This window comes from Nocardia sp. CDC160 (genome assembly GCF_035818795.1).
In the GTDB taxonomy this organism is placed as follows: domain Bacteria; phylum Actinomycetota; class Actinomycetes; order Mycobacteriales; family Mycobacteriaceae; genus Nocardia.
This window is the reverse complement of the sequence record NZ_JAYKYT010000005.1, coordinates 156,322-182,977: the sequence shown is the minus strand read 5'-3', so window position 1 is coordinate 182,977 and position 26,656 is coordinate 156,322. Positions and strand designations below refer to the sequence as shown.

The window sequence follows — 26,656 nt, the reverse complement described above, 5'->3', positions numbered from 1 at the left end:
AATCAGAAGGGAACGACATGACCCGAACGTTGGCCGGATTCGCCGCCGCCTACCCGGAATTGGACTACAACGCGATCGACTACGAATACCTGCGCGCGGTCTCGCAGGCGCTGGTGCCGTTCGGCGGCCACGTCGGCACGCTCGTCACCGAGATCAGCCCGGAGCGGGCCGTGGTCGAGATCCCGGCCATCGACCAGGTGCGCAACCACATGGGCACCGTGCACGCGGGCGCGCTGTTCACCGCCGCCGATATCGCCGGTGCCGCGGCCTTCGTGGGCGCGGCCGCCGAAAAGCTGTACACGGTCGAGCGGTTGGTGCTGCGCGGCGGCACCGCCTCGTATCGCAAACCGGCCCTGGGTCGTATCCGAGCGATCGCGACCGTCGACGGCCCCGAGCTGGCCGTGATTCTCGCCGCCACCGAGTCCGCGCGCTTCGAACTGTCGGGCAAGGCGTCCCTGCTCGACGACAACGACGTGGTGGTCGCCAAGTTCACCTTCGACTACGTATGCGATGTGACCATCGCCGGAACCGAGGCGTGATGACCACCGCGACACCGGAATCCCGTTCGGAATTCAGCACTTTGGAGTCGGTGCGGGTCGAGCCCGCCGAGGGCATCGCTTTCACGGTGCGGTTCCTACCCGCCGAGCGGGCCGACGCGCCCGTCGTGCTCATCCTGCCCGCCATGGCGATGAAGGCGAAGAACTACCTCGGCCTGGCCAAAGCGCTTCAGGCCCAGGGTCTCTCGGTGGCCACCTGTGATCTGCGCGCCCACGGTGAGGCGACGCCCCCGCTGGGTGAGCACACCGACTTCGGCTACCGCGAAATGATCGAAACCGATCTGCCCGCCATCGTGTCCGCGGTCGAGCAGCGTTTCCCGGGCGCGCCCATTCACCTGTTCGGTCACAGCCTGGGCGGTCAACTCGCCCTGCTGTTCTCGGCGGCGGAGTCCGAGCGGATCGCGGGCATCACCATCATCGGTACCGGCACTGTCTTCTGGTGGGCCTTCGGCCCGCGCCGCTGGTGGGAGGCGCTGAGCCAGATCCAGTGGATCGGCCTGGTCTCTCGCGTGCGCGGCAGCTGGCCCGGTGGTGTGCTCATCCCCGCCCCCATGTCCGGCGGCGTCATGATCGACTGGTCGGTGCACTCCCTGACCAGCTACTACCGCCCGCGCGGCACCAAGCGCCGCTACAACTCGCTACTGGCCGCCATGAAGCTCCCGGTGCTGGTCATCTCCCTGTCCGAGGACGTGCTGGGCCCGAAATCCAATGTGGACTTCCTGGTTTCGCGCATGCCCGCCGCCCGGGTGACGCAGTGGCACATCGACGAGAACTCGGACATCGAGAACCGCGACCACTTCCTGTGGGTCAAGGACGCGCCCGCCATCGCGACCGGCGTGGCGAATTGGATCACGACCGGCACCGCGCCGGTCTGAAGGAGAGACGTGGCCCGGCTGCAGATCGACTCGGTGTCGAAACAATTCGGCACCGACCATGCCGTGCGCGAGGTGAGCCTCGACATCGCCGACGGTGAATTCCTGGTCCTGCTCGGACCCAGCGGCTGCGGCAAGTCCACGCTGCTGCGCATGATCGCGGGGCTGGAAGAGCCGACCTCGGGGCGAATCCTCTTGGATGGCAAGGATATTACCGACGAGGCTCCGCAACGGCGCAATCTCGCCATGGTGTTCCAGAGCTATGCCCTCTACCCGCATCTGACGGTGGCCAAGAACATCGGCTTCCCGCTGCGCGCCCGCCACCGCTCCCGTGCCGAGATCGCCCAGCGGGTCGGAGAAGTCGCGGGCACGCTGGAGTTGTCGGCGCTGCTGGAGCGTCGCCCGGCCGCGCTGTCGGGCGGTCAACGGCAGCGAGTCGCGTTGGCGCGGGCCATGGTTCGCGATCCCGGAGCGTTTCTGATGGACGAACCGCTGTCGAACCTGGACGCCAAGCTGCGCAGCGCCACCCGCGCCGAACTCATCGGGCTGCACCGGCGATTGGGGGCCACGTTCCTCTACGTGACCCACGACCAGGTGGAGGCCATGACCATGGCCACCCGCATCGCGCTGCTCAATGCGGGCAGCGTCGAACAGGTGGGCACGCCCGAGGAACTCTACGACCGGCCGCGCACCGCCTTCGTCGCCGGATTTCTCGGCTCCCCGCCGATGAATCTGTTTGCAGCGGATGTGGTTTCGCAGGACGGGCAGCTGCGGGTGCGCGCGGACGGCATCGACGCCGCGCTCGGTCTATCCGCCGAATCCGACGAGCACACACCGGTGCTCGCGGGCATCCGCCCCGAGCGCCTGCGCATCGATCCCACCGCGTCGGCCGTGCGCGGCCACGTGACCATGGTCGAGAACCTCGGCAGCGAGGAACTCGTACACGTCAGCGCGGGAACCGTGGAGTTGTGCGTGCGCACGTCACGCCCCGCCGGGGTCGCGGTCGGCGAGGACATCGGCCTGCGCGCGGACCCCGCCGACATCCACCTGTTCGACCCGGCCTCCGGTCTGAGACTGACCTGGCAGGAGCCGGATTCGACCAGCCCGGCCGTGCATGAGGTCGCCGGATCCGCGGCCTCGGTCGCATGAACTTCGATCACCACTCGATGAGGAGAAACCCGTGAAACGCACCGTGCCCGTCCTGGGCCTGGTGTTCGCCGCCTGCCTCGCGCTCACCAGCTGCGGGCTGGGCGGCACCACCGCCACCGAGACGACCGCGACCTCGCAGGTCCCCGAACTGGGTCCAGACCAGAAGGTCTCGATCGTCTTCGAGTCCTACAACTACGGTCTCGCGGGTGCGTGGACCGACACCTTCAACGCCCTGATCGCCGACTTCTCCAAGAAGTTCCCCAATATCAAGGTGACCGCCCAGAAGCCGCAGGGCAACAGCCCGAACCCGGCCAGCGACACCATCTCCAGCATTCAGAACCAGATCGTCGCGGGCAGCCCGCCCGATGTCGCCCAATTGGGTTTCAGCGACCTGGATTTCACCATTCACCAGCTCGGCGCGAAGCCCCTCGACACGCTGTTCGGCAAGCAGGCCGTGCAGGCCAATTTCGACGGCCAGCGCTTCCACTTCCACCCGCGCGCCCGCGTGCTGGACGACTGGGACGGCCACACCTACGGCGTGCCGTTCGTGTTCTCCACCCCGGTGCTGTACTACAACGCCAGCCTGTTCACCGCCGCCGGACTGGATCCGGCCAAGCCGCCGGTGACCTGGGCGGAGGTGGCCGCGGACGCCAAGGCCATCAATGCCAAGACCGGCCAGGGCGGGGTCTACCTGGACTGCCTGACCAAGTCCGCCAAGGACTGGTGCTTCCAGTCGCTGGTGCGCTCCAATGGCGGCCGCGTCATCTCCGAGGACCGGCACACCCTCACCTACGCCGACGCGCCGAGCGTCGAGGTCACCAAGATGGCCCAGGATCTCGTCAACTCCAATGCCATGCCGAAGCTGGCCCAGAAGCAGGGCTACGAGGCGTTCGCGCGCGGTGAGATCGGCATGATCCTCGAGACCAGCGCCATCCAGGGCACGTTCGTGGCCGGGGCCAGGGACAAGTGGGACCTGCGCGCGGCCGCCATGCCGCGGTTCGGCGACAAACCGCCCGTACCAACGAATTCCGGTGCGGGACTGCACATTCTGACCGGTGACCCGGCCAAGCAGCGCGCCGCCTGGGAGTTGATCAAGTACCTCACCAGCGAGGAGTCCTACATGCAGATCTCCAAGAACATCGGCTATCTGCCGCTGCGTTCGGAAATGGTCACCGACACCTCCGTGCTGGGTGCCTGGGCTTCCCAGAACCCGTTGCTGACACCGAATATCGCGCAGCTGGCCACCATGGAGCCGTGGGTTTCCATGCCCGGCAACGACTATCTGCAGATTCGCGACGGCATGATGGACGCCGTCGAGTCGGTCGTGTTCCAGGGCAAGGATGCCCAGTCCACCCTCACCGCCGCCCGCGCCGAGGGCGCCAAGTTGCTGCCCGCGTCATGAACGAACTGACTCTGGTGCAGCTCACCGACACCCATATCCGCGCCGCCGGTGAGCCTGTGCTCGACGCGGTGGACACCCACGCGGTCCTGCTGGGCGTGCTCGAGCGGCTGCGTGGCGGCGGGCGACGCATCGACGCGCTGATCCTGTCCGGTGACCTGTCCGACAATGGTTCGCCCGAGGCGTACCGGCGGCTGCGGGACGCGGTCGAACCGGCGGCGGCCGAGCTCGGTGCGCGGGTGCTGTACGTGATGGGGAATCACGACGAGCGTGGCGCGTTCGGGGTGGAGTTGCTCGGGCTCGAGCCCGGCGCGGAGACCGGGCCGCACGACCGGATCGTGGAGGTCGACGGCCTGCGCCTCATCGGCCTGGACACCACCACGCCGGGCCGACATGACGGACGACTCGAACCCGAGCAGTTGGCTTGGCTGGCCGAGGAGTTGCGGCGGCCCGCCGAGCGCGGGACCCTGCTGGTGTTGCATCACCCGCCGCTGCCCTCGGCGATTCCCGCCGCGGAGTTTCTGAAGTTGCAGGGTGCCGACCTATTGGCCGAGGTGATCGCGGGCAGCGATGTGCGCATGATCCTGTGCGGACACAACCACATGACCTCCGCCGCCGCGCTGGCCGGTGTCCCGGTGTGGGTGGGTCCGGCGATGGCCTACCGGATCGACGCCATGGCTCCGGCCGGACGCCAGCAGGCGTATGCCGGGGCCGGGTTCACGCGCCTGGATGTGCTGGGCGACACGGTGATCGCCACCGCCGTGGAGGCGATCCCAGTGAATCGGATCTATGACAAGTCCGACACCGAGGTGCAGGAGCGATTGTCGGCGCTTGCGGCGGAAGCCGGGTAGCCGGTGTTCGTCACGATCGAACGCGAGGACACGCCGCCGGTGCTGGCCCCGGCCCCGGCGGTGGCGACTCCTGCCCAGGCGGCACGTCCGCGTCGCGCGCTGTGGGGGCGGGTGCGACGGGGTGCGGCACCCTACCTGTATCTCGCACCCGCGGTGTTCCTGCTGGTGGTGTGGACGTATCAGCCGCTGGCGCAGGCGGTGCAGCTGTCGACCTACTCGTGGAACCTGCTGCCGACCCAGCCCATGCGGTCGGTGGGTATGGCCAATTACGAACGACTGGTGGATCTTCCGGCGTTCTGGGCGTCGGTGCGTCGCACCGGTGTGCTGATCGTGGGTCTGCTGCCGTTCACGGTCGGGCTGCCGGTGCTCATCGGGCTGGCCAGTCGGCGGGTGGGGCAGCGGGCTCGAACCGTCTATCACGCACTGATTTTCGCGCCGTTTCTGGTCGCACCCGTGGCGGCGGCCGCCGTCTGGCGTTGGCTGTTGCATCCGCGCACCGGCTTCGTCGACAGTGTGCTCGGGTCGCAACGCAACTGGGTCTACGACGCTCAGACCGCGCACTGGGTGATCATCGGCATCACCGGCTGGCAGCTGCTGGGCTTCGCGGTGCTGGTGGTGTGGGCCGGATTGGCCGGTATCAGCGGCGATTACGATGAGGCGGCGCGCGTGGACGGCGCGAGCCCGGCGCAGATCCGCCGCTGGATCACCCTGCCGTTGCTCTCGCCGACCCTGCTGTTCTTGGCTCTTACCACCGTATTGCTCAGTCCCACACTGACATTCCCGCTCATCGACACCATGACCCAGGGCGGCCCGGCACAGGCCACCACCAATCTCTACTACCTGCTCTACGAATACGCCTTCCACAACTTCGACGCCGGGCTCAGCGCGGCCGCGGGTGTGCTGATGTTCGCCGGGTTCGGGTTGCTGGCGGCGGCTCTGGTCTGGATCTCGGAAAAGGTTGCCTTCCACGATGATTGAGTCATCGCCGCGCGAGCGGCTGCGGTCCGCCGGTGGCCACGCGCTGCTGGCGGGCACGTCACTGGTGTGCGTGTTCCCGATCTACTGGCTCTTCGCCACCGCCCTGCGCAGGCCCGAGGACGTGACCTCGCTCTCGCCGCTGCCGTGGCCGATCTCGCTGTCGAACTTCTCCGACGCGGCCCGCCAGGTCGACATCACCGGTCTCATCGTGAATACCTTTGCGATGGCGACCCTTTCGGCACTCGGCCAGCTGCTGATCGCGCTGTTGGCGGCCTATGCGTTCGCCATCTACACCTTCCGATTCCAGCGTCTGCTGTACCTGGCCTTCGTCGGCAGCTGGCTGGTGCCGTTCCAGGTCACCATGCTGCCCAACTACATTCTGCTCACCCGACTGGGCCTGCTGGACACCGTGATCGGCGTGGTACTGCCCACCCTGTGCTCGGCCCTGGCGGTGCTGCTTCTGCGCCAACACATGGCGGCCTTCCCCAAGGAACTGGTGGCCGCCGCCCGCATCGACGGCCGCGGCAGCTGGTCGATCCTGTGGACGGTGGTGGTCCCCAATCTGCGACCGGCCTTGGCCGCGTTGGGAATCCTGCTGTTCATCAACGCCTGGAACGAATACTTCTGGCCCGCGGTGGTATTGCGCCGCTCCAACGGTGTACTGCAACTGGGCCTGCGCAGCTTCATGGGCACCGAGGGCGACCAGTGGGGCCCCATGATGGCCGTCGCGGGCCTGGCCTGCCTCCCGGTTCTACTGCTCTATCTGCTCCTCCAACGCCACATCGTCAACGCCTTCGTTCGCTCCGGCCTGAAGTGATCGGATCAGGACAGGACAGCCGCGCAATAGGATCGGAGGGTGTCGTAGGTCGTAGAGGGGGTCGTCATGAATGGGTCCGGGAAGGCTGTCGTGGTCGGCGGCGGTATCGGTGGGCTGGCAACCGCCATCGCGCTGATTCGCCGTGGATGGCAGGTCGAGGTGCTGGAGCGGGCCGCCGAGTTCGGGGAGGCTGGGTCCGGTATATCGCTGTGGGCGAATGGTATTCGGGCGATGGACGCGCTGGGTCTGGGGGATGCCGTGCGGGCGGCTGGGTTGGTGGAGACCGAGGGTGGGATACGCGATCGGGCTGGGCGGTGGCTTTCGAAGACCGATACCGGCGAGTTGGCGCGGCGGTACGGGCCGCTGGTCGCCATCCGGCGGACCGATTTGTTCGCGATTCTGTCCGGGGCGCTTCCGGGGGAGGTCCTGCGCCCGGGTGTCACCGTGACCGGTATCGAGAATGCCGGGGACGGTGTCGCGGTGACTCATACCTCGGGCGTGTCCGAGGCGGATGTGGTGGTCGGCGCGGACGGCATCCACAGCGTGGTCCGTGCGGCATTATGGCCCGACGCGCAGGGGCCGCGGTACGCCGGTTACACCGCGTGGCGAATGATTACCGGTCCCTTGGGTTTCTCGGTGAGCGGCAGTGAAACCTGGGGTCGCGGTGAGCGTTTCGGCGTCGTACCACTGCGGGACGGCTGCGCCTATCTCTTCGGCGTCGCCGATGCGCCCGAAGGCGACCGGCACCCGGACGGTGAGTTCGCCGAGGTGCGGAGACGATTCGCGAACTGGCCCGCGCCCATCCCCGAGGCGCTGGCCCAGGTCGATCCCGCGACGGTGCTGCATCACGACCTCTACGATCTACCGCCCCTGGACACCTACGTGCGCGGTCGCGTGGCGCTGCTCGGCGACGCCGCGCATGCCATGACCCCGAACCTCGGCCAAGGCGCGAATCAAGCGCTGGAGGACGCGGTGACGCTGGCCGCGGTGCTCACGGAACATCCGGTGGGGGAGGCCCTCGACGCCTACGATCGTCTGCGCCGTCCGCGCACCACGGCCATGGTGCGCCGGTCCCGAATGATCGGCGCCGTCGCGCAGCTGTCCTGGCTGCCCGCAACTGTGCTGCGCGACACCGTGATTCGTCTCTCGCCCAGGTCGGCCATGCTGCGCAGCCTCGATTCGGTGCTGACCTGGGAGCCGCCCGCCTAGCCGGGTCGCACACGATCTCCGCTGGTCGCGCGGTGCGCCACTCGAAATGTGGTTCGCACCGTGCGGGTTTCGCATCGCAGATGCTCCCCGACGCGGCCCGGGTAACCCAGACCCAAGAACCTTGGGCTGGTGTGAGTTTGAAAAGGGGATTACCCAGAAAGGCACCCCTGATCTTGCTCCGGCGCCTGCTGTGGTGCGACTGACCTCAGGGGGATGGGAGAGGTTGTGCGGTTGCTCGGCCCTTGGTCGGATTCGGTGGAAATCACCGCGAGTGGAGGTGGGAAGGCGCGGGGGCTGTTCGCGCTGGAGCAGTGGGGGGTGCGGGTCCCGGAGTGGGTGGTGCTGGGGACGGGGGTCTTCGAGGGGTTCGCGCGGGGCGCGGGGCTGGAAGGGGCCTTGCGGGAGTTCGCGGCCCTGGACGAGGTGGAGGCGGCCGTGGCGCGGGCCGGTGAGCTGCGCGCGGCACTGGCGGCGGCCGAGGTGCCGGAGGGGGTTCGGGAATTGGTCACCGAGGGGTGGGAGCGGTTGGGTCCGGGTGCGATCGCGGTGCGGTCGTCGATGTCGGCCGAGGACGGCGCGCAGCATTCGTTCGCCGGGCAGTTCGACAGCCATCTGAATGTGCGCGGTGTCGAGGCGGCGGTTGAGCGGGTGCGGGACTGCTGGGTTTCGGCGTTTTCCGAGCGTGCGGTGCGATACGCGTTCGCGCACGGCATTTCGCGCGCGTTCGCACCGGCGGTGGTGTTGCAGAGATTGATCGCGGCGCGATCAAGTGGCGTGGTCTTCACACGAAATCCGATGACCGGCGCGGACGACGAGCTGGTGATCAGCGCCGTCTACGGGCTGGGGGAGGGGCTCGTCTCGGGCGCGGTCGACGCCGATTCGCTGGTCCTGGACAAGGAATCCGGGGCGCTGCTGGATATCACCCTGGGGGACAAGGATATTCGGATCGATGCCGTGGACGGGCAGGGCTGCGTCACCGTCGAGGTGGCCGAGGAACTGCGCGGTGCGCGCGTGCTCACCGACGCCGAGATCGCCGAACTGGCCAAGCTCGCGCGGACTATCGAAAAGGCGGGCGGCACGGCGGCGGACATCGAATGGGCGATCGACGACCAGGGCGTGTGGTTGCTGCAGACTCGACCGATCACGACGACAGCGGGTACGCCCTCGCCGGAACTGCGGGGCGCGGGCGAGCGGGTCGGCCCCAATGACCTGCGAATTTGGGACAACTCCAACATTATCGAGAGCTTCAGCGGCATTACCTCGCCGCTGACCTTCACCACCGCGGCCGATATCTACGGTCGCGTGTATCGGGGTTACGCGGCGTCCCTGCGGGTACCGCCGGAACAGCTGCGCCAGACCGATACCTGGACCCCGGTCCTGCTGGGCACGTTCCACGGCCGCGTGTACTACAACCTGCTGCACTGGTATCGCATGGTCGGTATCGCGCCCGGCTACCCGCTCAATCGGCGGGTGCTCGAGGCGGCGCTGGGCGTGGCCGAACCCCTGCCCGCCGAGCTCGCGAAAACCTTGCGCCCGTTCGAATTCGACAGTCCGGCCGCGCGGTTGCGGTCGCGGGCGGTGACCACGGCGGTCTATGTCCGGCGGCTGTTCGGCATCGACGACATGATGGAGGCGTTCACCGCGGAGTTCTATCGCGTCTACGACGAATACGACACCCTGGACTACACCACGCTGACCGGCGAGGACGCTTACCGGGCGTACCGCACGGTGGATCGTGATCTGGTCGAGCGGTGGGGTCCGCTCATGGTGCTCGACGCCATCCTGCTGACCACCACCGGCCTGATGTTCCTGCTCACCCAGCTGTTTCTGCCCAAAGCCCCGGAATGGTTCCTCTACGCCGTGGTGGGGCCGGGCGCGGAGGTCGAATCCGCCGAGCCCGCGCGCGCCATGACCGAACTGGCGCGGACCGTGCGCGCCGATGCCGAGCTGACCGAGCTCATCAACTCGACCCCGCCGGAAAAGATTCACGACGCGCTGCGGGCCGCCGAGCGGACCGAGTTCCTCGCCGCACTCGACGACTATCTGGACCGATACGGGTACCGGAGTCTGGACGAGTTGAAGCTGGAAACGCCTGACCTGCGCGAGAATCCGGCGAATCTGTTCATCATGTTGCGCAGCGCGGTCGGGCGGGTCGGGGACACCGTGACGGCCAACCGGTCCGCGGAGGCCGACGCGTATCTCGATGAGCACCTCGGTCACGGGGTGCGGCGGCGTATCTATGAACGGTTGCGCGGCAAGGTGAATCGGTGCGCGGCGCACCGGGAGCGGTTGCGGTTCTGCCGCACCCGGGCGTTCGGCATGGTCAAGCGCATGATTCGGGTCATGGGGCGGGATCTGGTGGCGCGAGGCGTGATCGACGAGTTCGACGATGTTTTCCAGTTGACCGTCGAGGAATTGCGCGGGGCCTACGAAGGTGCGGATACGACGCGGTTGCGAGAGGTCGTGGCCGGGCGGAAGTCACTGCGCGCCAAGGACTCCACGCTGGTCGCACCGGCGCGCTTCCAGACCGTTGGACCGCGGCTGGGCAATGTGGAATTGGCCGAGCAGGGCTGGGTGCCGGTCACCGCGACCGAGGCGGCCGTGCCCGGGACCGTCCTCGCCGGAACGCCCTCGGCGGCGGGCATTGTCGAGGGCACCGCGGTGATCGTGGACGAACCCCGCGACGTCGCGGGCGGCATCCTCATCGCCTACCGCACCGATCCGGGCTGGGTGGCGGCCCTGCCCTCGGCGTCGGCGCTGGTCATCGAGCGTGGCAGCCCGCTCACCCACGTCGCCATCGTGGCGCGGGAACTGGGGGTGCCGACCGTGGTCCAGCTGCCCGACATCACCCGCCAATTGCGCACCGGGATGCGCATTCGCGTCGATGGGGCGGCGGGCACCGTCACCGTCCTGGACGACGCCCACACCCTGTCGACCGACGCGGACACCCAGCCGACCGAAGCGAACACGGTGCCGCCCGAAGGAGAACTGTGATCGACCCCGTGAATGATGCAGCGGCCGTGCGGCATTGGCTGATCTCGCCGTCCACCGACACCGGTATTCACCTCGCCGACGAGGCCGACGGATGGGAGTTTCGCAGCTATCGCGACATCTGCGACCAGGTATGGGCCATTGCCGCGGTGCTGCGGGACAACGGATTCGGCAGCGGCGATGGCGCGTGCGTCATCATGCCGACCGGATTCCCCTGTGTCTCGGCGTTCTACGCGGTGTGGGCGTGCGGGGGTGTGTTCACGCCGGTCGCGCCGCCCATGTTCGGTGACCTGGAACAGATCGTGGCGCACATCGCGGGCATTCTCGAACAGGCCGCGCCGCGGCTGGTGGTGACCTCGCCCGAATTCGAGACCTTCGTGCGGGCCGCCGCCGTCGCCGCCGGACGCACCGATGAGCCGCTGGTGATCGACGCCGCCAAGCTGCCCGCCGCACCCGAGGTCCGCGAGCTGGCCGAGGTCGCTGAAGTGGCGCTGCTGCAGTTCACCTCGGGCTCCTCGGGCGCGCCGCGCGGGGTGCGGGTGAGCTGGCACAATCTCGCCAATAACATCGACATGATCACCCGGCTCATCGATTGGCAGCCGGGCGAATCCATGGTGTCGTGGCTGCCGCTCTATCACGACATGGGATTGGTGGGTGCGTTCCTGCAAGGCGTTACCAATCAGGCCGACCTGTATCTGATGCGGCCGGACCAGTTCGTGCGCGATCCGCTGCGCTGGCTGCGGGCCATGACCCATTCCGAACATGCGCCGTCACCGTCGTTCGCGCTCGGCTACGTGGCGCACCGGGTGCGGGGCGAGGACATTGCCGATCTGGACCTGTCGGGCTGGCGCACGCTTGCCATCGGCTCCGAACCCGTCGAGGTCGCGGATCTGCAATCCTTCACCGATTTGGTGGGGCCGCAGGGCTTTTCGATGGGGGCGTTCACCCTCGCGTACGGTCTCGCCGAGGCGACGCTCATGGTGACGTCGTCGCCGACCCGACGCCCGATCACCGCGCTGCGCCTGGACAACCCGAATCTTCGCTTCGGAGAACCGGTTCCGGTCCTCGAAGCCGCGATCCTGGACGACACCCACCGTGTCGAAGGGGCGGGTTGGATTACCGGGCTGGGCTTCTCGACCCCGGAGTCGACCGTGACCGTTGTCGATGACGAGGGCCGGGAACTGCCCGACGGTGTCCTCGGTGAGATGGTCGTCCGCGGCGATTCGGTGGCGCTGGGGTACTCCGGCGCGCCGTCGGCGACCTCGTCGACCCGCCTAGAGAACGGCACCCTGTACTCGGGTGACGCCGGATTCCTCTACAACGGTGAGGTTTTCGTCCTCGGCCGCATGGGCACCAGCATCAAGGTGCGCGGCCGCTCCGTGTTCATGGAGGACATCGAATCCCGCGTAGCCCAGGAAACCGGCCTCACCAAGGGCAAACTCGCGGCCGTCGGCATTGTGGAAGCGGGCCTGCAGGGCGTCGCGCTCTTCGCCGAAACCGCGCCCGGCGAGTGGATCTCCGAGGCCCGCGCCCTGATTCGGGGCCACCTCGGCCCCGCCCAAACCGTGCACATCGTCACCGGGCCGCGCGGCCTCATCCGCCGCACCTCCAGCGGCAAGCCCCGCCGCCGCCACATGTGGCAGCTGCTGAAGGACGGCGCGCTCGAAGGTGCGGTCGTCCACGCGGCCGACGACATGCTGGTCCGGCCCGAGAGCGCCGCGACAGGTGCCGCAGGCGCAGCTCCAGGAGCCGACGTTGGTGCGGCTGGTCGCGACGCGCACGCTCGGACGGGTAGCGGTACAGCGGGAGTGGACAGTGTGCCTGCGGCGGCAGCGGGCAGCGCGGCGGGAGCGGGCAGTGCGGCGGGAGCCCAGAACACGGCGACAACTGCCGACGAACCTGATGCACGCGGTGCCCATACGGGTGTGCCGCTCGAACGGTTGCGGCAATTGCTCGATAGCGCTCTGCGTTCGGTGTCCGTCCCGGCCGACGCCGCGATTCTCTTCGAGGGTTCCCTCGCGGAGGGGTTCGGCAATGCGGGCTCGGATATCGACTTCCTCGTGGTCGCACCCGGTTCCGACGAGTTGCCGACCCTACCGACCGTGCTGTTCGTCGACGGGCGGCGCGTGGAGGTTCGGACACGCTCTGTCGCCCAGCTGCGACGACAGTTGGAGCAGGCGGCGACCGCGCCCGATGAGGATGTGTTGAATCGCTGTCAGCGCTTCCTGCGAGCGACCGTGGTGCGGCCGGGAGCGGTCGATATCGAGGAACTGCGGGCCGTGCTCGACCACGACACCTTCGCCACGGTGGCGGCGGACTGGTGGACCGCTCGGGCTCGTCACGCGCTCCGCTATGCGGTCGCGCTGCTTGCGTTCGGTGCGCACACTGAGGCGGCGGCCTGGGCCGAGGATGGGCTGGCGCAGGCCATGAAGGGGTGGTTGGCCCGACGCGGCGAAACCTACCTCGAGACCAAGTGGCTGCCGCAGCAACTGGATCGGGTGGGGTCCGACCCGCTGGTCGACCGCTACCGCGCGCTCGCCCAGACACCAGGTTGGGACACAGTCGATGGCCATCGCCATGCGCTCGCGGTCGCAACGCGCGCGAACTCCATTACGGGCCTTGGCTCAACGCCAAAGGCACGTGTCTCCGAAGCCGAAGGTTCCGGGCCCTGGGCGGCATGGTTCGAGTTGGCGGCCGATCTCGGCGTGGACGGCGTTGCGGATGACCCGCATCAGGTGGTCTTCACTCGGCGGCCCGCGGTGACCACGTGGCCGCTGGCTGGACGGCTGCACGTGTTGCGGTCGGACAGTGAGGTTTTCGTGCTGTCGGATGCGGGTGCGCGGGCTTGGCGGTCCGTGGTGTTCCGGCATTCGGTGCGCGATGTTCTCGCTCGGGCCACGCACGATATCGGGGCGGAGTTGGCGGAGTTCGTGCGGTTGGGGTTTGTCGGATTGCAGTGGCGTGGGGGAGAGGTGATCGAGCCCGCGTTGGCGATGTGCAAGGTGGTGGAGCCCTATACGCCGGTTGCTTCCGGGACCTCGCCGTCGCTCGGGTTGACCGGGGCCGTGCGGGATGACGGGATCGCCACGCTGTCGTCGTTGTCGGCAGGGCGGTTCATCGGTGCCGGGTTGAATCTGGTGTGGTCCAACGTGGTTCTGGAGAACGCGCGGGAAGACCTGGTCGGGGCGATCAAGGATGGGCAGGGCGATGTCGCCGACATTGCCGCGCATCGGCTTGTCGCCATGAGTGTGCGGGTTTTGTTGAGTGCGTTCGGGATTCATCCGCTGCCTGCGGATGTGGATGCCGTCGGCACGGTCGCGCGGCTGCTGCCGAAGACGGCTCCGGAGCGGAGCGCGCTGCTCGCGGCGCTGGAATCCGCTGTCGGCGTGCGATTCTCGGCCACGCTGCGAAACGGCGGGGACGCGCTGGACGATCTTTCCACTATCGACACCGTCGTCACCCTGGTGCGCCGCCTGGCCGCCGATGCGGGGCAGGAGTTCCCGGCCTCCTTCGACTCGCGGGAGCAGTGGCAGCGCACCCTCACCCTCGGCTACGACTGGCTGCGGCTGGCCGGATATCTGGATGCCTCGCTGCCGCTGGACGAGGCCCGGGATCTGTTGGCCAGTGGCGGACAGCAGCCGCATCTGCGAGAAAGCGAGCAGTCATGAGCACGGAAAACGCGGTGACGGGCGCGGAAAACGCTGTGGCGGGCGCGGAAAGCCCGGTGGCCGAGCGAGTTCGGCAGATCGTCGGCGGAATGGCACCGCGACCGGTCGCCGAGCTGGGCGACGAGCTGCGGCTGATCGAGGATCTCGGATTCGATTCGCTGCGGCTCATGGAATTGACCGTGGTGCTCGAGCGTGGGTTCGACCTGCCGCGGTATCGGCCCGAACAACTCATGGGAGTGCTGCGGGTCGGGCAGGTCATCGATCTGGTCAACCGCACCCTGGAGGTGAGCGCATGAGTGGACGTGACACTGTCTTGCTGACCGGTGCAAGCGGCCTCGTGGGTGCGGAGGTGGCCGCTCGGCTCAGCGCGGCCGGACGGCCCGTCGCGGCTGTGCTGCACAGCAATTCGGAGATCCGTCGCAATGACGGCACGCCTTTCGAGCCGGACGTGCGGGTTCCCGGCGATATTCGCAGCCCCGGCTTCGGGCTGGACCCCGCCACGGCCGCCGAACTCGCCGACCGGGTCGGCATGATCGTGCATTGCGCGGCCACCACGGCCTTCGACGCCCTGCCCGAAACCTATGACGAGCTCAATGTGCGCGGTGCGGAGCACGCCGTCGAACTGGCCCTGTCGTGGAATGTGCCGCTGGTGCACGTGAGTACCGCGTACGTGTGCGGTTTGCGGCACGGCGTCATCGGTGAGGACGAGCTGGATGCCGGGCAGTCCTTCGGAAACGGGTACGAGCAGAGCAAGCTGCGGGCCGAGCAACTGGTGCGCGAGGCGGGCAAGCGGGGACTGCGGTGGACGGTCGTGCGGCCGGGCATCGTCACCGGTGCGCTCGCCGACGGCGTGATTCGCGAGTACAAGAACCTCTACACCGTCGTGAAGCTCATGGTGGAGGGCAAGCTGCGCACCCTGCCCGGCCGCTACGACGCCACTCTCGCGTTGGCTCCGGTCGACCATGTGGCCGACGTGATCGCCGCCGCGGCCACGGAATTCGACAGCGTCGAGGGAGCGACCATGCATGCCGTCGGGCGCGATACGCTCTCGCTGCGTGAGGTTTCCGATGTGTTGGCCGAATACCCATCGTTCGAAGTGGCGACCTTCGTCCCGGAATCGTCCTTCCGCGCAGACGATCTCGACCCGATCGAGCGCGAGTACTACCTGCGCATCGGTGCCCTGTACACCAGTTACTTCCAGCGCCGCCTGAGCTTCGACACCGGCACCGCCGATCGCCTGCTCGACCGGTTGCCGCCGCGCACCGGCAAGGAATACCTGCGGCTGCTCCTGGACCACTGCCTGGAGTCCGGATATCTGGGCGCGCCACTGCCTTCCATCGAGGAGATCCTGGCGCGCACGGGTGCTTTCGGAGGTGCGCGGTCATGACCGACGACACCTTGCGCACGCTGCTGACAGCGCTCACGCCCTCCAAGGAGAAGGTCGACGCCTACCTCGCCGATACCTACGTGCTCGAAACCGTAGATCAGGCACAGGCGTTGGGGATCGATGTCGAGCGCTTCTCCCACGAGCACTCGCTGCTGTTGCTCAAGCCCGACGCGATCGTCGCCCGCGCGGTCGATCCGACACTGGAGTGGTTGGCCGCCAATGAGTTTCAGGTGGTCGATGCTCGGCGGGTGGTCGTGGATCGGCATGTGGCGCGGGCGCTGTGGTACTTCGCCTGGAATATCGCCTCACCGGAGCGGCGGCGGCTGGCCGATCTGCTCGTCGGCATCTCCGATGTGCTGGTCCTGGTCGTCCGGGGGCCGGTCGGGGAACTGCCGACACCCGTGCGGCTCGCGGAAGCCAAGGGCGCGACCGATCCTCGCAAGCGGCGGCCCGGTGACCTGCGGTATCTGCTGGGGCGGCACAACTACCTGCTCAATCTGGTGCACTCGCCCGATGATCCGGCCGATGTGCTGCGCGAGCTCGCCATCTACTTCGACGAGCACACGCGCGCCGACGTCTTCGCGCGCGCTCTGGAAGGTCGCGGCCGGAGTGGCGACGCGGCCGCCCTGGGGCGCGAGCTCTACGACGTGACCCTGGCCCGCAGCTTCGAACGTTCCGATGCCGCCGCTCGGCTGCGCGACGAATTGGGATCCGCGGCAGCGGAATCCCCCGAGCACAGCGACGACGCCGCGCTCCTGGATGTGGCGTGGGCGTCCGGGCGCGATCTGGACCCGTGGTCGCTCATCGTGCTCGGTTCCTACGTACTACCCATGCGCACCGGGTCCGGATCTCAGACGCTGCGACCCGTGGGCGCGACCGATTGGCTGGAGGCAAGACCGTGACCACCACACAGCCCATACGCACCACACAATCCGTGGCACCGGCCGCCGTGCGGCCGGGGGTGCGCGCCAGCCACGTGCGCACCATTCCGCGCTCGCTCGCGCACCGGCACGCGGTCTCGGAGGTGTTCGTCACCTCCCTGGAGGCCGAGGCGACCGACAGGTTCGTGGTCGGTGCCCAATTGCCGCGTATGCACGGCCATTACGGTGATCACGCCGGGGCGCTGGGTCGGCACCATGATTTGATCGCGGTCATGGAGGCGGCGCGGCAGGCGTCCATCGCGGTGACGCACGAGTTCTATGAGGTGCCCACCGACATGGCATTCCTGGTGCGTACCTTCAATGGCAGTGGAATCTACAGTGCCGCTTGGGAAATCGGCGTCGCTCCCGCCGATCTGGAGATGCGGGTGCGTGCGCTGCGCAAGCATCATCGGGGGGAACGGCTCGAGGGGCTCGACCTGGTTCTGGAGATCTCCAGCCGGGGTGTCACCATGGGCACCGTCGACGGCTCGTTCTCCTGGGTCGATCCGCGTCAGTGGGCCGCCATTCGCGCCGGTTACCGGAAACACCTGGGGCTCGGGCCATTCGAGACTCCCGCCTCGGCCGGACCTCGGGCCGCGGCGGCACTCGTTGGCCGCGAGAATCCGCGCAATGTGGTGATCGGCGTCCCGGAAGCCACCGAGTCCCGGGCGCGGGCCGCGGTGGTCGCCGACACCACCCACCCGATCCTGTTCGATCACCAGCTCGACCACGTGCCCGGCAATCTGCTCATCGAGGCCTGCCGTCAGACCGCGCTCACCACCATGGGACCGGACCTACCCCGATTGGTCAGCGTGACAAGCGCTTTCGACCAGTTCGTGGAACTCGACCTGCCCGCCGTCTGCGTCGCCGAACGCACCGATTCCGGCGTCGAGGCCACTGTCGTGCACTGTGAGATCCGCCAGGCAGGTGGCATCGCCGCCCGCATCGATCTCGAATTCGAGCAGCCCGCAACGGCTTCGGAGGAAGTCAGCCGATGACCCTCGACCTGCTGACCGCCACCCGCGCCGCCCGCAAACGTCTGGACCTGCACCGCCCGGTCGCCGACCAGGACATCCGAGAATGCCTGGACATCGCAGTCCACGCCCCCAGCGGCTCCAACCGCCAGCCTTGGCGCTTCGTGGTGGTCCGCGACCCCGCCCTCAAGTCCCAGATCGCCGAGTACTACCGAAAGGCCTTCGCCGCCAACCTCTCCGGCCGCACGCCCCGCCCCGACCAACTCGCCGACCTGTCCTCCGGCCAATACCTCGCCGACCACCTGGCCGAAGTCCCCGCCCTGATCCTGGTCTGCTCCCTGGGCCGCCCGCCCGCCGACCCCTCCCCACTGCGCCTGGCCAGCTTCTACGGCTCCATCTACCCGGCCGTCTGGAATCTCCAATTGGCCTTGCGCGCCCGAGGTCTCGGTTCCACTCTGACGACCGCGCACCTGGCCTACGAACGCGAGATCGCCGACCTGCTCGGCATCCCCTTCGACGAGGTCACCCAGGTAGCAATGCTCCCGGTCGCCCACCTCCTCCCCGGCTCCGACAAACCGGTGCGCCGCACGCCCGCAGCAGAACTCACCGGCTGGGATGGCTGGCCGCCCTCGGATCGCGTTGCGGCGAGTCAAGGAGGCTCGGAGCCGTGACAGAACTCGCCGACATGCCTGTTCGGACAACTCTTTTCACCTCGATCGGGCGCATCGCCAAGTTCACCCGGGTGATGTACAAGCCCCACTACCTGCTGTACGGCATCCTCTGGGTCTTCGCCCTCGAAGGCACCGCCGCCCTCCTGACCAACCCCACCGTCGGCTGGCACCCCACCGGCGCAACCGCCGCCCGCATAGCCATAGTCGCGATCGTCCTCCTCTACCTCCGCATGGTGGACGAGCAAAAGGATCTCGACTACGACCGCATCCACAACCCCGACCGCCCCTTGGTCACCGGCGCGGTCACCGCCGGTGAACTCCGCGCCGCCATGGCAACAATCGCCCTGATCGCGATCGCGGGCAGCCTGGCCCTCTCCCTCCGCTCAGCAATCGCCATCACCGCCGTCCTCGCCTACGGCCTGATCCTCTGGGCCCTCGAACAACTCTCGACCACAATCCGCACCAACATCCTCCTCAACCTGGTCGTCACCTACCCGGTCCAACTCCTGGTCACCGCCTACGTCGTGCTGTCCGCAATCGACACCGGCGAGGCCGCAGCGCGCGGTCGAGTCGCCTGGGTCGCAATAGTTTTCGCAGGCGCCTTCCTCCAGTTCGAATTCGCCCGCAAAACCTCCCACACCCCCCGCCCCGGCGAAATGTACTACTCCAACGCCTTGGGCGGCCCCGGCAGCGCGATCGCATCATCGGCGTGCGCGGTACTGGCGGCGTTGTGCGAAATCGCCCTCGCCAAGCCCTGGGACTGGCACGGCACCGCCACAGTCATCGGCTGGATCCCGCTGGCACTGACCCTGATTCCCCTGATCGGCACCTACCGCTTCCTCCGCTCGAAGTCCACCGACTACCCAATCCTCCCCGCCGTCCTCTTCATCCTCACCCTCTATCTGACGTTGATCACCCAAGCAGTGGTGGCAACCCACCAGTGATCGCCCCCTAGGCTTGGATCTCGTGAAGATCGAACGCAACCCGCGAGAAGTTCACGCACCCCTGGCGTCCTACACCCACCAAATCGAAATCGGCCCCGGCGGCCGCTGGCTGATGCTGTCCGGCCAGATTGGCATGCGCCCCGACGGCTCGGTCCCCGACGCCGCAGCCGACCAGATCGCCATAGCGCTCGAAAACATCCGCTACAACCTCGCGGCCGCAAGCATGACCGTCACGGACATCGTCAAGCTGACCATCTACCTGGTCGGCGAAATCGACAGCGATACACGCCGCACGGCGTTGGCCAATTTTCTCGGCACCCACGCACCCTGCATGACGCTCATGTACGTCAGCGCCCTCGCCTCCCCAGCCCTACGAGTCGAAATCGACGCCACCGCCTGGTCGCCCACCTAACCCACCCCGAACCAAGGCCAGGAGCTGTCACTTTCGCGTCTCACGCTCCGAGTCGACCGATGTCATTCCTTACTGCGGTTACTCGATGCGGTGCTCATCGTGGTGGGGGTTGGATGTTGATGCGGAGGGAGACGTTTCGACCGTGGACATCGGTGACCGTCACTTCGGCGGTGGCGGGGTGCGTGGTGTCGTCGACGATGCAGGACTCGTTCGCGCCGAGTTGGCTGGGCAGATCGGCGGGACAGGAGACCTGCTGCGGTGGGTGGCCGTAGGTGTTGGTGTAGACGGTTGAAACATGGTCGGCGACAGTCTCACTGGAGACATAGTGGACACGGCTGTTGCTGGCGTTGTGGGCGCTGAGGGTGATCGAGCCCACGTAGTAGAGCACTCCGATGACGAGGAAGGCGATCAGCAGTATTCGCCCGGCTGTGGAGACCACCAGGGGGCGTGTCGGGCTGGCCGATGCGGGTGCGAATTCGGTTGTGGGGGCGCGGTCGCCGAAGGCGCCGAACGGGTAGGTGGGAGTCACCATCCCGAAGTAGGCATAGGTGCGCAATTGGGTCCGCAGCAGAGCCGCACTTGCCTGGAATACCGGGCGGGGCAAATAGCCGAGGATGAGGGTGATCAACCATATGAATACCGCCAGCACGCCCCAGCCGATGAACAGCAGGCCGGTCAGCAGCAGCATCGGCAGTACCAGTGGTAATCGGAAAAGCACGGCGAGCCGGTTCAATCGAGTCGGCGGCGGGAAGTACACCCGAACCGGATAGTCGACCGGGGGATCCATCGAGAAAGGTGGGTACTGATCCACGAGCAACAACAGGTATCCGTACACCCGCACCGTGTAAGTCACACAGGTGCGGATGATTTCACCACACCACGTCGGTAGCCGCCCCATCGCGAGCGCGGCGAACCAGCCCAACAACATCGCGACCTCGATCGCGATTCCCAACACCCAGACCATGATCAACTGTGGTATCGCCAACAGCAGCCGCAACAGCACCGTCCAGCGCCGTTGCCGCTGCGGCGGGAATACATCCAGCTCGACCGGCAGCGGCGGTGACGCGGGCGGCGGTGTGAATTCAGCCTCGGAGGCGAACCCTGTTGTCATGTGCTGCACCAACTTTCGGGGAGATCGTGTGGGATTGCACGGTCAGTAGTTGATGCCGACGGGCTGTTCGCCGTTTGGGCAGGCTGCGCCCGGCATCATTGTCGAGCCGTGTGGGGGCACGGTGGCTTGAACCTCGGTGAAGGGGCCCACCCCGGGGCACACGACCGAGCCTGTGACTTGCAGCGGCTCATCGGTGTCGTTCCAGCACATGGTTCCGGCACACTGAACACCGGGCGGGATCGACGCCGACGCGACCGTCGGCGCGAAGACGGCAATACCCGCGAGCATCATCACCGCATACCAGCGTGTACATCTCATCTGCGACCACCAATCCTCATAGCCGGACCGCACTGACGGACGGGGCAAATTCATGGGCAGGAATCGACTGACAAGATCACTAACGGCTGATCCTAACCAGGCGCAACCAGTCAGAACCCACTAAAAGGCGACAATTCAGTCACGGTCCGGCCTAAACCAGCTGATGTCGTAGGCGGGCCAGGGTCGGGGTGTGGCGGCGGGCGAAGAGGTCGGCGGTGTGCTCGGCGTCGGTGGTTCGGAGGGTGGGGGCCGGGCGTTTGCCGGAGCGGTGGTCGTGGATGTGGTGGCCTAGTTCGTGGAGTAGGACGTACAGCATGAACTCTCGGAGGGTCATGCCCTCCAGGGGGCTGGTGCGCCAGTGGGGCTGTTCGTACAGGCGGATCAGGCCGGGGTAGCGGGTTTGGCCGAAGAGTTCTTTCGCACCGCGGTGGGATTCCTGTTGGCGCAATTCGATGCGACGTACGCCGTAGGTGCCGATGGGGCCGAGTTCGGTGAGTAGCGTTCGGATGTCGCTCGGGCTTGCCGGGTGGAGGTGGCCCGGGCGTGGGGCGGTGACTCGGATCGGTACCGGGCCGCGGGTTCTGCGGGCCGCTCGGATCTCGTAGGGATCGGTTCTCCAGCTTCTGCTCATTGGGGTCAGAGTCGCCCACGTGGAGCTTTGGGACAAGTGACTTTTCGTCAGCGGTGGTTGAGGCGGCGGAAGGAGATTGCGGCGCAGGTGAAGCCGAGGGCGGCCAGGAGGGTGCACCAGAGGAGGGCGGGGAGGGTGCGGGGGGTGGCGGTGTTGTCGAGGAGGGAGCGGATGGTGTCGACGACCGGGGTGGCGGGTTGGTGGTCGGCTATGCCGCGGAGCCAGGTGGGCATGGTGTGGGTGGGGACGAAGGCGCTGCTCACGTAGGGGATGAAGGTGATGGCGTAGGTGAGGCCGCCTGCGGCTTCGGGATTGGAGGCGGCCATGCCTAGAGCTACCGCTATGGCGGTGATGGCGATGACGAACAGACAGATGAGGGCTGTTGCGGCGAGCCAGGAGAGCGGGCCGGAGGCGGGGCGGTAACCGAGTACCACGGCTACGGTGACGGCGATGGCTATGGCGGCCATGGTGCGGGCGACGCCCTCGGTGACGTGGCCCGCGGCGAGGGCCTGGCGGTACATGGGGAGGGTGCGGAAACGGTCCACGCTGCCCTTGGTCATATCGGTGCAGACGCTGGTGGCGGTGATGGATGCGCCGAAACCGGTGCACAGCAGCATGATTCCGGGAACCACGTAATTGAGGTACGGGCCGCCGACCTCGATGGCACCGCCGAAGACGTAGGTGAACAGCAGCATCACCAGGATGGGCATGGTCAGGGAGATGACCAGGGTGTCGGTGCTGCGCAGGGTGCGGCGGGCGCAGCGGCGGAACATCACCAGGGTGTCGGGGATGAGGTAGCGGGCCGCGGCCAGGGCGGGGGAGGTCACCGGGCGGCGGCCTCGATCAGGTCGGCGGCGCGCTCGGCGGTGCCGGAGGTACGCAGGGTGGTGGCGAATCGCTGTACCCGCGTGCGCCTTTCGGCGGTGAGCAGTGGGGCGAGCTTCGCCTCCAGGCGCTCCGCGCTCAAGCTCGTGAAGGGCAGATGCGCACCCACACCGAGCTTTTCGACCTGCCCGCCCCACATGGGCTGCTCGAAGGACACCGAGCACACCACCGTCGGCAGACCCGCCCGCAGGCTCTCGAACAGGGTGCCGATCCCGCCGTGATGGACGGCGGCAAGGCAATGCGGGAAGATCTCGTCATAGGCGAAGCTGTTGCTCACCAGCTTGATTCGCTCGTCCGTGACGGTATTGGCGACATCCAGATCGCTCCAGCCCGCGTGCACGAGGGCACGGACACCGAGCCGAGTGGACACCTCTTCGACCATCCTGAAGACGCTGGCCGCGTCCTGGATCGGCATGCTGCCGAACCCGAAGAAGACGGGGGCGTCGCCGGAGTGGATCCAGGCGAGCAACTCGTCATGGCTGCCGGACAACTCACCGACGGCCGCGCGCGTGTCGCGATCGAGGGTGAGGAATCCGGTGAAGGGACGCCGCTCGCCCCACTGCTCGCCGAGTCCGGGAACGAGTGCGGGATCATAGATTTGGATCTCGGGAACCCGAGCCCGAGCCAGCGCCGCCGCCGGACTCGCATACGACTTGGGCAGCCCGAGCGTCCCGCGCAGCTGATTCAGGTAGCGCATGAACACCACTCGACGCAGGTTCTCCGCCAGCGTCCACGTCGCCCGATTCACCAGCCCCGGCGGATTCCAGTACGCCGGAAGCAATCCCGGAAACGGATAGGCGCTGTTCATCCGGCACGGGTAATAGTGCAGGCTGACCAGCGGCACCCCCATGGCCTCCGCGATCGACGACGCCCGATCCTCGGTGACCGTGGTCGCCACGATCAGCTCCGCCTTCGAGCACACCTCGATGACCTCGCGGTTCATCCGCTCGGCGTACTCGGACATCTGCTTGCCCACCAACTGCATCAGCCGCAGCGTATTCCCGGCCGCCAAGGCCCGCTGGCCTTCCTCGGAGCTGTACAGCTGCTGTACGTCCGGTCCGCAGGACTGCGCGGGAAGTCCTGCGGCGGTGACGAAGTCGACCAGATTCGGCGGCGCGCCCACGTGCACCTCGTGGCCGCGTCGCCGCAACTCGACGCCGAGGCCCACGATCGGGTGGACATCGCCGCGAGTTCCGGTCAGCGGTATCGCGATGCGCATGCGGCCTCTTTCGACACAGTTGGTGGGAACAATGGACTCTGGTAGCTGCCGCGGCCCAAGTCCAGACGGAGGAAATGTGGGCATTTCACAGCGGGGCGCGCGTGGGTAGGGTTCCGCTGATGCACATTGCGATGTTCGTGGATTACCACCCGGCCTCGCTCGGCGGGGTGCAGACCGCCGTCAGCGCACTGCGCCGCGGGCTCGAACGGGCGGGCCACCGCGTCACCCTGTTCGTCGCTCCCGACGAGAACGCCGCACCGGACTCGGATATCGTTGCACTGCACCCGCTTTCGATTCCGGCGATCAACGGCTTCGAGGTGGTCGCGCCCACCCGCCGCAATGCCGAGCTCATCGACGCCGAGTTCGCCGCTCGCGGCCCCGTCGATATCGTGCACACCCAATCCACCTACGGTGTGGCCATCGCAGGTATGAAAGCCGCACGGAGACACCGCATCCCGCTGGTTCATACCGCGCAGAGCCGTGATGACGCCTTCATCGAACTCACCTCACCCGCGCCGCACGCGACCGCGTTGGTGCTCCGGCTCCTGCACGGCCGCTACGTGCCCCACATCCACCACATGCCCCACCGCGCCGAGGAATCGGCCGCGGCCCGCCACGCCTGGTGGACGATCAGCGGCCAAGCCCAAACCGCGGACCAGGTGATCGCCCCGACGCAACATTTCGCGGACCTGCTCCTCGCTCACGGCGTGACCCGCCCGATCACGGTGGTGTCCAACGGTGTAGACGACGCCCTGCTCGACGGCCGCGCCGAGCGGAGACACCTCGACGACGGCCCACTGCAGCTGATCTGGTGCGGGCGGCTGTCGGCGGAAAAGCGCCTGCTCGAATCGATCGAAGCGGTCCGCCGCACCGAAAACTGCGAACTCGACATCTACGGCGACGGCGACCTGCACGGCGCCGCCGTCGGAAAGATCGTCGAACGCCGCCTGGGCGACCGAATCCGCCTGCACGGCCGGGTATCCCAGTCCGAATGCCTGGACGCCATGGCCACCGCCGACGCCCTCCTCTTCCCGTCTCACGGCTTCGACACCCAGGGCATGGTGCTGCTCGAGGCCCAGGCAATGGGCCTGCCGGTCGTCTACAGCGACCCGGCCCTGGCCGAATCGATCCCCGCGGGCGTCCCGGCCGCCGACGCCTCGGTCGAGGCGCTGGCGGAAACCCTCGCCAAACTGGCCGCCGACCGCTCGATCCTGTCCGACCTGCGTGCCACCCTCGCCGGACACACCGAGGACGTCCGCCAGTCACGCCAGATCGCCAAGGTTGTGGAGGTATACGTGCAGGCCCAAGCGCGATTCCTGGACGATTCCCCGAACGCGACGGCCTTCCCGACCACTATGCCGCGCACGCTGGCCGAGATCCCGACCGCGCCCGGCAAAGTCCCGGTGCTCGGGCACAGCCTGCGCGCACTCACCGACGCGCCGGGCTTTGTCACCTCCCTGCCCGCGCTGGGCCCGATCGTGCGAGTGCACTTCGGGCGACAGACCGGGTATGTGCTGACGACGCCGGATCTGTTGCGCGAAGTCAACCTCAGCGACGCGGAATTCGAACGGGAGGACTTACGGGAGGCCATCGCCGATATCGCAGGGGGCGCGGTCAATGTGCTGCGGGGTCCGGAGCATCGTTTGCGGCGGCGGATGATCTCACCCGCCCTGCGGCAGAGTCGACTCGCCGAATATGCCGAGGCCGCCGCCGATATCGCGAACACCTGGGCGGCGGCGCTGCCGGTGGGTGAGCGGGTGAACCTGATGGACGAGGCGCACGGACTGGTGCTCGACACCGTATCGGCGACGTTGTTCACCGCCGATTTCGGGGACAGTGCCCGCCGTGAGATCCGGGACAGTGTGCCGTGGCTGCTGAGTCAGGTGATCGTGCGGACCGCATTGCCGCCGCAGCTGCGCAAGCTGCGGGTCATCGCCAACTACCGGTGGCGGAGCAAGGCGCGGCATCTGCGGGATGCGGTGGGCGCGGTGGTCGCCGAATATCGCAGGCGCGACGAGGATTTCAACGACGTGGTGTCGGCCCTGATACGGCACACCGACAGCGAGACCGGCGAGCGGCTCTCGGACGCTCACATCATCGACGAGGCCATTCTGATGTTGGCGGGCGGCGTGGGATCGATGGCCTCGCTGACCGGATGGCTGTGGCACGAGGTGAGTCTGCGACCCGATATCGCCGAGAAGCTCTACGCGGAACTGGATTCCGTGGTCGGGACCGGTGAGGTGCGACCCGAACACCTGGGGAAGATGCCGTACCTGAAACAGGTGGTGTCGGAGACCATCCGCTTCTGGGGCCCCTGGATCAGCGCCGCCAATGCCAGCGCCGACCTCCCCATCGGCGAGGTCACCATTCCCGCGGGTTCGGCAATCATGTTCAGCCCCTACATGGTTCAGCACGATCCGCGCTGGTTCGCCCACCCGGAGACCTTCGACCCGGAACGCTGGAACGCCGAGAACGCCGCCGACACCGCCAAGAAGGCCATGATCTCCTTCGGCGTCGGCCGCCGCCGCTGCCTCGGCGACCACTTCGCCATGCTCGAAATCGCCCTCGCCTCGGCGGCCCTACTGTCTCGCTGGCGGTTGACGCCGGACCCCAAGCATCGGGTCCGGGCGTCCAACCGCGACTTCGTCCTGTCACCGAACGCCCTGCCGGTCACCCTGACACGACGGTGACCG

23 protein-coding genes are annotated in these 26,656 nt (G+C 67.5%); 18 read left to right on the top strand and 5 right to left on the bottom strand.

What is annotated here, in order from left to right; all coding sequences use genetic code 11:
- The first annotated feature begins 17 nt into the window (after positions 1–17).
- The 17 genes from VMT40_RS28570 to VMT40_RS28490 all read left to right on the top strand — a co-directional run bounded on the left by VMT40_RS28570 (position 18) and on the right by VMT40_RS28490 (position 19,799).
- Positions 18–539, top strand: a complete 522-nt coding sequence (locus VMT40_RS28570) for a YiiD C-terminal domain-containing protein (RefSeq protein WP_326362009.1) — start codon at positions 18–20, stop codon at positions 537–539.
- Positions 539–1,432 (top strand): alpha/beta hydrolase family protein, encoded by an 894-nt coding sequence (locus VMT40_RS28565; RefSeq protein ID WP_326362007.1) that lies wholly within the window; start codon positions 539–541, stop codon positions 1,430–1,432. The genes VMT40_RS28570 and VMT40_RS28565 overlap by 1 nt, the downstream gene beginning before the upstream one ends.
- Before the next feature lie 9 nt (positions 1,433–1,441).
- Positions 1,442–2,578, top strand: coding sequence for an ABC transporter ATP-binding protein (locus VMT40_RS28560; RefSeq protein ID WP_326362005.1), 1,137 nt, complete (start codon positions 1,442–1,444; stop codon positions 2,576–2,578).
- A gap of 31 nt (positions 2,579–2,609) precedes the next feature.
- The gene (locus VMT40_RS28555; protein WP_326362003.1) at positions 2,610–3,980 is read left to right on the top strand and encodes an ABC transporter substrate-binding protein; all 1,371 of its coding nucleotides are present in this window, start codon (positions 2,610–2,612) and stop codon (positions 3,978–3,980) included.
- Positions 3,977–4,828 (top strand): metallophosphoesterase, encoded by an 852-nt coding sequence (locus VMT40_RS28550; RefSeq protein ID WP_326362001.1) that lies wholly within the window; start codon positions 3,977–3,979, stop codon positions 4,826–4,828. Before VMT40_RS28555 ends, VMT40_RS28550 begins: the two co-directional genes overlap by 4 nt.
- 3 nt (positions 4,829–4,831) lie before the next feature.
- A complete protein-coding gene (locus tag VMT40_RS28545; protein ID WP_326361999.1) occupies positions 4,832–5,806 on the top strand; it encodes a carbohydrate ABC transporter permease in 975 nt (324 codons plus the stop codon).
- Positions 5,799–6,623, top strand: a complete 825-nt coding sequence (locus VMT40_RS28540) for a carbohydrate ABC transporter permease (RefSeq protein ID WP_326361997.1) — start codon at positions 5,799–5,801, stop codon at positions 6,621–6,623. The genes VMT40_RS28545 and VMT40_RS28540 overlap by 8 nt, the downstream gene beginning before the upstream one ends.
- A 66-nt stretch (positions 6,624–6,689) precedes the next feature.
- Entirely contained in the window at positions 6,690–7,832 is a 1,143-nt protein-coding gene (locus VMT40_RS28535) for an FAD-dependent oxidoreductase (RefSeq protein WP_326361995.1), read from the top strand.
- Positions 7,833–8,045: 213 nt separating this feature from the next.
- Positions 8,046–10,826, top strand: coding sequence for a phosphoenolpyruvate synthase (locus tag VMT40_RS28530; RefSeq protein WP_326361994.1), 2,781 nt, complete (start codon positions 8,046–8,048; stop codon positions 10,824–10,826).
- A gap of 8 nt (positions 10,827–10,834) precedes the next feature.
- Positions 10,835–14,491: an AMP-binding protein gene (locus VMT40_RS28525; RefSeq protein WP_326361992.1), complete on the top strand. Its 3,657-nt coding sequence runs from the start codon at positions 10,835–10,837 to the stop codon at positions 14,489–14,491.
- Positions 14,488–14,787, top strand: a complete 300-nt coding sequence (locus VMT40_RS28520) for an acyl carrier protein (RefSeq protein WP_326361990.1) — start codon at positions 14,488–14,490, stop codon at positions 14,785–14,787. Before VMT40_RS28525 ends, VMT40_RS28520 begins: the two co-directional genes overlap by 4 nt.
- On the top strand, positions 14,784–15,878 hold the full coding sequence (locus tag VMT40_RS28515) for an SDR family oxidoreductase (protein WP_326361988.1): 1,095 nt from the start codon (positions 14,784–14,786) through the stop codon (positions 15,876–15,878). The genes VMT40_RS28520 and VMT40_RS28515 overlap by 4 nt, the downstream gene beginning before the upstream one ends.
- On the top strand, positions 15,875–16,780 hold the full coding sequence (locus VMT40_RS28510; RefSeq protein WP_326361987.1) for a nucleoside-diphosphate kinase: 906 nt from the start codon (positions 15,875–15,877) through the stop codon (positions 16,778–16,780). The genes VMT40_RS28515 and VMT40_RS28510 overlap by 4 nt, the downstream gene beginning before the upstream one ends.
- Complete coding sequence (locus tag VMT40_RS28505) at positions 16,777–17,796, top strand: ScbA/BarX family gamma-butyrolactone biosynthesis protein (protein ID WP_326361986.1); 1,020 nt, start codon at positions 16,777–16,779, stop codon at positions 17,794–17,796. Before VMT40_RS28510 ends, VMT40_RS28505 begins: the two co-directional genes overlap by 4 nt.
- On the top strand, positions 17,793–18,443 hold the full coding sequence (locus VMT40_RS28500; RefSeq protein WP_326361985.1) for a nitroreductase family protein: 651 nt from the start codon (positions 17,793–17,795) through the stop codon (positions 18,441–18,443). Before VMT40_RS28505 ends, VMT40_RS28500 begins: the two co-directional genes overlap by 4 nt.
- Positions 18,440–19,387, top strand: a complete 948-nt coding sequence (locus VMT40_RS28495; RefSeq protein WP_326361984.1) for a hypothetical protein — start codon at positions 18,440–18,442, stop codon at positions 19,385–19,387. Before VMT40_RS28500 ends, VMT40_RS28495 begins: the two co-directional genes overlap by 4 nt.
- Positions 19,388–19,409: 22 nt before the next feature.
- Positions 19,410–19,799 (top strand): RidA family protein, encoded by a 390-nt coding sequence (locus VMT40_RS28490; RefSeq protein ID WP_326361983.1) that lies wholly within the window; start codon positions 19,410–19,412, stop codon positions 19,797–19,799.
- A 94-nt stretch (positions 19,800–19,893) separates the two neighbouring features.
- On the opposite strand, the gene VMT40_RS28485 is transcribed toward VMT40_RS28490, so the two are convergent.
- The 5 genes from VMT40_RS28485 to VMT40_RS28465 form a co-directional block, all read right to left on the bottom strand.
- Complete coding sequence (locus VMT40_RS28485) at positions 19,894–20,910, bottom strand: DUF4389 domain-containing protein (protein WP_326361981.1); 1,017 nt, start codon at positions 20,908–20,910, stop codon at positions 19,894–19,896.
- A 42-nt stretch (positions 20,911–20,952) separates the two neighbouring features.
- A complete protein-coding gene (locus VMT40_RS28480) occupies positions 20,953–21,282 on the bottom strand; it encodes a hypothetical protein (RefSeq protein WP_326361980.1) in 330 nt (109 codons plus the stop codon).
- Between the two features lie 97 nt (positions 21,283–21,379).
- Positions 21,380–21,859 carry a hypothetical protein gene (locus VMT40_RS28475; protein WP_326361979.1) on the bottom strand — a complete coding sequence of 160 codons (480 nt, stop codon included), beginning with the start codon at positions 21,857–21,859 and terminating at the stop codon, positions 21,380–21,382.
- 47 nt (positions 21,860–21,906) lie between these two features.
- The gene (locus VMT40_RS28470; protein WP_326361978.1) at positions 21,907–22,686 is read right to left on the bottom strand and encodes an ABC transporter permease; all 780 of its coding nucleotides are present in this window, start codon (positions 22,684–22,686) and stop codon (positions 21,907–21,909) included.
- On the bottom strand, positions 22,683–23,963 hold the full coding sequence (locus tag VMT40_RS28465) for a glycosyltransferase (RefSeq protein ID WP_326361977.1): 1,281 nt from the start codon (positions 23,961–23,963) through the stop codon (positions 22,683–22,685). The genes VMT40_RS28470 and VMT40_RS28465 overlap by 4 nt, the downstream gene beginning before the upstream one ends.
- A gap of 119 nt (positions 23,964–24,082) precedes the next feature.
- Between VMT40_RS28465 and VMT40_RS28460 the strand changes: the two genes are divergently transcribed.
- Entirely contained in the window at positions 24,083–26,653 is a 2,571-nt protein-coding gene (locus VMT40_RS28460) for a cytochrome P450 (protein ID WP_326361976.1), read from the top strand.
- Positions 26,654–26,656: the final 3 nt, after the last annotated feature.

Excerpts from the sequence above, each read along its gene's own strand:
- VMT40_RS28570 (WP_326362009.1), top strand. The coding sequence starts at position 18 with ATGACCCGAACGTTGGCCGGATTCGCCGCCGCCTACCCGGAATTGGAC.
- VMT40_RS28565 (WP_326362007.1), top strand. The coding sequence starts at position 539 with ATGACCACCGCGACACCGGAATCCCGTTCGGAATTCAGCACTTTGGAG.
- VMT40_RS28550 (WP_326362001.1), top strand. The coding sequence starts at position 3,977 with ATGAACGAACTGACTCTGGTGCAGCTCACCGACACCCATATCCGCGCC.
- VMT40_RS28540 (WP_326361997.1), top strand. The coding sequence starts at position 5,799 with ATGATTGAGTCATCGCCGCGCGAGCGGCTGCGGTCCGCCGGTGGCCAC.
- VMT40_RS28535 (WP_326361995.1), top strand. The coding sequence starts at position 6,690 with ATGAATGGGTCCGGGAAGGCTGTCGTGGTCGGCGGCGGTATCGGTGGG.
- VMT40_RS28530 (WP_326361994.1), top strand. The coding sequence starts at position 8,046 with ATGGGAGAGGTTGTGCGGTTGCTCGGCCCTTGGTCGGATTCGGTGGAA.
- VMT40_RS28520 (WP_326361990.1), top strand. The coding sequence starts at position 14,488 with ATGAGCACGGAAAACGCGGTGACGGGCGCGGAAAACGCTGTGGCGGGC.
- VMT40_RS28515 (WP_326361988.1), top strand. The coding sequence starts at position 14,784 with ATGAGTGGACGTGACACTGTCTTGCTGACCGGTGCAAGCGGCCTCGTG.
- VMT40_RS28510 (WP_326361987.1), top strand. The coding sequence starts at position 15,875 with ATGACCGACGACACCTTGCGCACGCTGCTGACAGCGCTCACGCCCTCC.
- VMT40_RS28500 (WP_326361985.1), top strand. The coding sequence starts at position 17,793 with ATGACCCTCGACCTGCTGACCGCCACCCGCGCCGCCCGCAAACGTCTG.
- VMT40_RS28485 (WP_326361981.1), bottom strand. The coding sequence starts at position 20,910 with ATGACAACAGGGTTCGCCTCCGAGGCTGAATTCACACCGCCGCCCGCG.
- VMT40_RS28480 (WP_326361980.1), bottom strand. The coding sequence starts at position 21,282 with ATGAATTTGCCCCGTCCGTCAGTGCGGTCCGGCTATGAGGATTGGTGG.
- VMT40_RS28475 (WP_326361979.1), bottom strand. The coding sequence starts at position 21,859 with ATGAGCAGAAGCTGGAGAACCGATCCCTACGAGATCCGAGCGGCCCGC.
- VMT40_RS28465 (WP_326361977.1), bottom strand. The coding sequence starts at position 23,963 with ATGCGCATCGCGATACCGCTGACCGGAACTCGCGGCGATGTCCACCCG.
- VMT40_RS28460 (WP_326361976.1), top strand. The coding sequence starts at position 24,083 with ATGCACATTGCGATGTTCGTGGATTACCACCCGGCCTCGCTCGGCGGG.